The sequence below is a fragment of the Pseudomonas sp. NPDC087614 genome (genome assembly GCF_044743485.1).
Lineage (GTDB): Bacteria > Pseudomonadota > Gammaproteobacteria > Pseudomonadales > Pseudomonadaceae > Aquipseudomonas > Aquipseudomonas baetica_A.
Window position 1 is genome coordinate 1 of the sequence record NZ_JBIUWN010000057.1, and the last position, 4,892, is coordinate 4,892.

At 59.5% G+C, this 4,892-nt stretch carries 5 protein-coding genes and 1 pseudogene; 5 read left to right on the forward strand and 1 reads right to left on the reverse strand.

What is annotated here, in order from left to right; genetic code table 11:
- A partial coding sequence (locus tag ACIOWA_RS19740; protein WP_401161483.1) for a 50S ribosomal protein L19 occupies positions 1-192 on the forward strand: 192 nt, incomplete at its 5' end.
- Between the two features lie 91 nt (positions 193-283).
- On the forward strand, positions 284-697 hold the full coding sequence (locus tag ACIOWA_RS19745) for an acyl-CoA thioesterase (RefSeq protein WP_401161485.1): 414 nt from the start codon (positions 284-286) through the stop codon (positions 695-697).
- Positions 698-824: 127 nt separating this feature from the next.
- On the opposite strand, the gene ACIOWA_RS19750 is transcribed toward ACIOWA_RS19745, so the two are convergent.
- Entirely contained in the window at positions 825-2,633 is a 1,809-nt protein-coding gene (locus ACIOWA_RS19750; protein WP_339466168.1) for a sodium:proton antiporter, read from the reverse strand.
- A 107-nt stretch (positions 2,634-2,740) separates the two neighbouring features.
- On the opposite strand from ACIOWA_RS19750, the gene xerD reads away from it, so the two are divergent.
- The 3 genes and pseudogenes from xerD to ACIOWA_RS19765 form a co-directional block, all read left to right on the forward strand.
- Entirely contained in the window at positions 2,741-3,637 is an 897-nt protein-coding gene (xerD, locus tag ACIOWA_RS19755) for a site-specific tyrosine recombinase XerD (protein ID WP_339434031.1), read from the forward strand.
- 173 nt (positions 3,638-3,810) lie between these two features.
- Positions 3,811-4,542 (forward strand): bifunctional protein-disulfide isomerase/oxidoreductase DsbC, encoded by a 732-nt coding sequence (gene dsbC, locus ACIOWA_RS19760; RefSeq protein WP_339434032.1) that lies wholly within the window; start codon positions 3,811-3,813, stop codon positions 4,540-4,542.
- Positions 4,543-4,673: 131 nt separating this feature from the next.
- Positions 4,674-4,892, forward strand: a pseudogene (locus ACIOWA_RS19765) (hypothetical protein); the annotation flags it as partial.

Below are 4,892 nucleotides of genomic sequence, written 5' to 3' on the forward strand. Positions count from 1 at the left end.
CGCGGCGTTAACTGTGAGTTCACCTTACGTAAAATCTCCAACGGTGTTGGCGTTGAAAGTACTTTCCAGACCTACTCCCCGCAGATCGACAGCATGGCTGTTAAACGTCGCGGTGACGTACGTAAAGCCAAGCTGTACTACCTGCGCGACCTGTCGGGTAAAGCAGCTCGCATCAAGGAAAAACTGGCTTAAGTCCAGCTTCCGATGCAGAAAAAAGCAGCCTACGGGCTGCTTTTTTGTTGTCTGCAATTTATCCACAGCATTTTTATTTCAGGCCATAACCATGACCCCCCGTGACCAGGAAATCGAACGCCGTACCGAGCTCTCGGTGACCCGTGTAACCAAAGCCGTGTTCCCGCCGACCACCAACCACCACAACACCCTGTTCGGCGGCACCGCGCTGGCGTGGATGGACGAGGTGTCGTTCATCACCGCCACGCGTTTTTGCCGTTTGCCGCTGGTGACGGTGTCTACTGACCGCATTGACTTCAATCATGCAATCCCGGCCGGTTCCATCGTCGAACTGGTGGGGCGAGTAATCAAGGTCGGTAACACCAGCCTCAAGGTCGAGGTGGAAGTGTTTGTGGAAAGCATGAGTTGTGACTGGCGCGAGAAGGCTATCCATGGGCAGTTCAGCTTTGTCGCCATCGATGATGACAAACGACCGGTGCCGGTGCTGCCGGGGTTTGCGGCCTGATCCACTTCCGAGCCGCGCCATTCGCAAGCAAGCCCGCTCCCTCACTGGATCGAGGTCTCCTGTGGGGGCAGGCTTGAACTGGATCGAGGTTTCTTGTGGGAGCGGGCTTGCTCGCGAATGCGTCAGGTCAGGCGCCGCTGGTTAAAGGCTGGATCAACGCCAGCAGCGTCCACCCCGATCCCGGCTTCAAAGCGGTCTCTGGCGTCACCACATGCACCCATCCGCTGTCATCGCGCATGAACAACAACGTGGCGCGCTTGCCATGCAGCGCACGGTAATCCTCCCAGCCAAAGCCATCCGTCAGCGTGGTGCTATACAACTCGGCCCCCTGACCCATCTGGCCGGCCAGTTTGGCGTAGGTCAGTGCCTCGCTGCCCAGTTGATTGCCGCGATGCTCAAGACTGGCGCGATGCTTGTCGCTGCGACGGCTTTCCTGACCGCTGGCCAGGCCAAACAGGCGCTGATGCCCGAAGTCATGGCGAAAGCGCATGGCTGCCAGCGTGTTGAGTTCGCCCGACGGCGACAGTGCCAGCAAATGCCCCAGGCCAACCAGATCCAGATGCGCATCGGCATGCTGCGAAGCCGGATTACCGAAGTACGTCGGCAAACCCTCCATGCGCGCGGCACGGATGTTTTCCCAGCTTGAATCGGTCAGCAACACTCGGCTGCCCAATTGTTGCAACGACTTGCCCAACGCCCGGGCCGGCCCATTGGCGCCGACGATCAGGAAACCACTGGGCGCCGGCTCCGCAACGTTGAGCAAACGCGCCAACGGTCGCGCCGTTGCGCTTTGCAGCACGACGGTGCCGATGATCACCGCGAAGGTCAGTGGCACCAGCAACAGTGCACCTTCATGCCCGGCTTCATCCAGGCGAATCGCGAAAATCGCCGACACTGCCGCCGCGACAATCCCGCGTGGGGCGATCCAGCACAGCAATGCCCGCTCGCGCCAGTTCAGGCTAGATCCCACGGTGCTCAGCACAACGTTCAAAGGTCGGGCGATCAACTGGATGACCAGCAGCAGGATCAGCACCAGCGGCCCGAGCCCGATCAAGGCGTTCAAGTCCAGCCTTGCGGCGAGCAGAATGAACAGCCCGGAAATCAGCAACACGCTGAGGTTTTCCTTGAAGTGCAGGATGTGCCGTACATCCACGCCTTTCATGTTGGCCAGCCACATGCCCATTAATGTCACCGCCAGCAGGCCGGACTCATGCATCACCTCGTTGGAGACAATGAAAATTCCCAGCACCGCCGCCAGCGAAGCGAGGTTGTGCAGGTACTCCGGCAGCCATTGCCGCCGAATGACCGTGCCGAGCAACCAGCCTCCGGCAACCCCGAACGCCGCGCCGCAGGCAATCACCCCGCCAAAGGTGAACAGGCTCTGCTTGAGGCCATGGCCTTCGGCACTGGCAATGATGAAGCTGTAGACCACCACGGCGAGGAGGGCGCCGATCGGATCAATGACGATGCCTTCCCAGCGCAGAATGTTGGCGATCGAGGCTTTGGGCCGCACCACTCGCAGCATTGGCACAATCACCGTGGGGCCCGTGACCAGCGTCAGGCTGCCGAAGAGGATCGCCAGCATCCAGTCGAAGCCGAGCAAAAAGTGAGTGGCGAGCGCAATGACAATCCAGGTCGAGAGGGCGCCGAGAGTCACCAGTCGATGGACGACGCTGCCGATTTCTTTCCATTCCGACAGGTGCAGCGTCAGGCTGCCCTCGAACAGGATCAGCGCCACGGCCAGCGATACCAGTGGCATCAGCAGCGGCCCGAACATTTCTTGCGGATCGAGCCACCCCAATACCGGGCCGACCAGAATGCCGGTCAGCAACAGAAACAGAATCGCCGGCAGCTTCAGGCGCCACGCCAGCCATTGGCAACCTAGCGCCGCTGCGCCTATCCCGCCAAATGCCAATAGAATTTGCTGCTCGTTCATTGATGCTCCCTGTTCCTTGAAATTGCGGGCTATGAAAGACTAGCGCCCATTCCTACAGTTCACTCTACATTTGCGCGCAGTCGTTGAACTGTGTGCCTTGAGCGCCCATGCCTGCCATCGACCATCCACTGATTGACCAATTCCTCGACGCCTTGTGGCTGGAGAAGGGCCTGTCCGACAACACCCGTGGCGCCTATCGTAGCGACCTTGCGCTGTTCAATGGCTGGTTGCAGGAGAAAAACCTGGAGCTGATCAACGCCGGCCGTGAGTTGATCCTCGACCATCTGGCCTGGCGTCTGGAGCAAAACTACAAACCGCGATCCACTGCGAGATTTCTCTCCGGCGTACGTGGGTTTTATCGTTATCTGCTGCGCGAAAAGCTGATCACAGTCGATCCGACATTGCGCGTCGACATGCCGCAACTCGGCAGGCCGCTGCCCAAATCCTTGTCGGAGGCCGACGTTGAGGCATTGCTCAAAGCACCGGATCTGAGCGAAGCCATCGGTCAGCGTGACCGCGCCATGCTGGAAGTCCTGTATGCCTGCGGCCTGCGGGTAACCGAGCTGATCAGCCTGACCCTGGAGCAGGTCAACTTGCGCCAAGGCGTATTAAGGGTGATGGGCAAGGGCAGCAAAGAGCGGCTGGTGCCGATGGGCGAGGAGGCGATTGTCTGGGTCGAGCGCTATATGCGTGACGGGCGTGCAGAACTGCTCGGCGGGCGCCCCAGCGATGTGCTGTTTCCCAGCCAGCGCGGTGAGCAGATGACCCGGCAGACGTTCTGGCACCGGATCAAACATCAGGCCAAGGTCGCCGGGATCGGCAAATCGCTGTCGCCGCACACCTTGCGGCACGCGTTCGCCACGCACCTGCTCAACCACGGCGCGGATTTGCGCGTGGTGCAGATGTTGCTCGGTCACAGTGATCTGTCGACCACCCAGATCTACACTCATGTGGCGCGGGCACGGTTGCAGGATCTGCATGCCAAACACCACCCGCGTGGCTGAACAAACAATCGATGTGCAAGCAATTGCATCCGCCTGTGCGTCTGGCGACAGGCGCATTCGGCCACCGTGACCTTATGTGTTAGGCTTTGCCGGTTTGCACGATGGACGGTTATGACCCGGTGTTCCGGCCCGGGCGTTCTGACCGTTCCATTTGTCCGCCCTCAGGAGTTCTCATGCGTCTGACCCAGATTTTCGCCGCCGCCGCCATTGCGTTGGTCAGCACCTTTGCCGTCGCCGATGATGCGGCTGACAAAGCCATTCGTAAAAGCCTGGAAAACCTCCAGCTCGATGTTCCGGTAGACAGCATTTCCGCGAGCCCGCTGCCTGGCATGTATGAAGTCAAGCTCAAGGGCAGCCGTGTGCTGTACGCCAGTGCCGATGGCCAGTACATCGTTCAGGGCTACCTGTTTCAGCTCAAGGACGGCAAACCGGTCAACCTGACCGAGAAGACCGAGCGCCTGGGCATCTCCAAACTGATCAACGCCATTCCGGTGGCTGAAACCGTGGTTTACCCGGCCGTGGGCGAGACCAAATCGCACATCACCGTGTTCACTGACACCACTTGCCCTTACTGCCACAAGCTGCACGCCGAAGTGCCCGAGCTGAACAAGCGCGGCATCGAAGTGCGTTATGTCGCGTTCCCGCGTCAGGGCCTGGGCTCGCCGGGTGATGAGCAACTGCAAGCTGTGTGGTGCTCCAAAGACAAGAAAGCGGCCATGGACAAAATGGTCGATGGCAAGGAAATCAAGGCCGCCAAGTGCGCGAACCCGGTTTCCAGACAGTTCGCCCTCGGTCAGTCGATCGGCGTGAACGGTACGCCGGCCATCGTTTTGGCCGATGGGCAAGTCATTCCGGGCTATCAGCCTGCGCCACAAGTCGCCAAACTGGCGCTGGGCGCGAAGTAATTCGCATCGTCACGGTCAGCCTTTGACGATCATGGTCCGGTAGCCGCATCGCCGGGCCATTAATAGAGAGCCGCGAGCACGCGGTTGTTTTCCGGCCGACCCTGAGTCGGCCGTTTCATGGGGAGTTCACAGTGAATCCGGTCAAAGTAGGCATCTGTGGGTTAGGGACCGTCGGTGGCGGTACCTTCAACGTACTTCAGCGCAACGCCGAGGAAATTGCTCGTCGTGCCGGGCGTGGGATCGAAGTGGCACAAATTGACATGCGCACGCCAAAGCCTCAGTTAAAGACGACCGTTATTGAGATTACCAAAGATGTCTTCTATTTTTGGTATATCGTTTTGAGTGTCATT

Bases quoted from the DNA above. Each gene is read 5' to 3' on its own strand.
- ACIOWA_RS19745 (WP_401161485.1), top strand. From the start codon at position 284: ATGACCCCCCGTGACCAGGAAATCGAACGCCGTACCGAGCTCTCGGTG.
- ACIOWA_RS19750 (WP_339466168.1), bottom strand. From the start codon at position 2,633: ATGAACGAGCAGCAAATTCTATTGGCATTTGGCGGGATAGGCGCAGCG.
- xerD (WP_339434031.1), top strand. From the start codon at position 2,741: ATGCCTGCCATCGACCATCCACTGATTGACCAATTCCTCGACGCCTTG.
- dsbC (WP_339434032.1), top strand. From the start codon at position 3,811: ATGCGTCTGACCCAGATTTTCGCCGCCGCCGCCATTGCGTTGGTCAGC.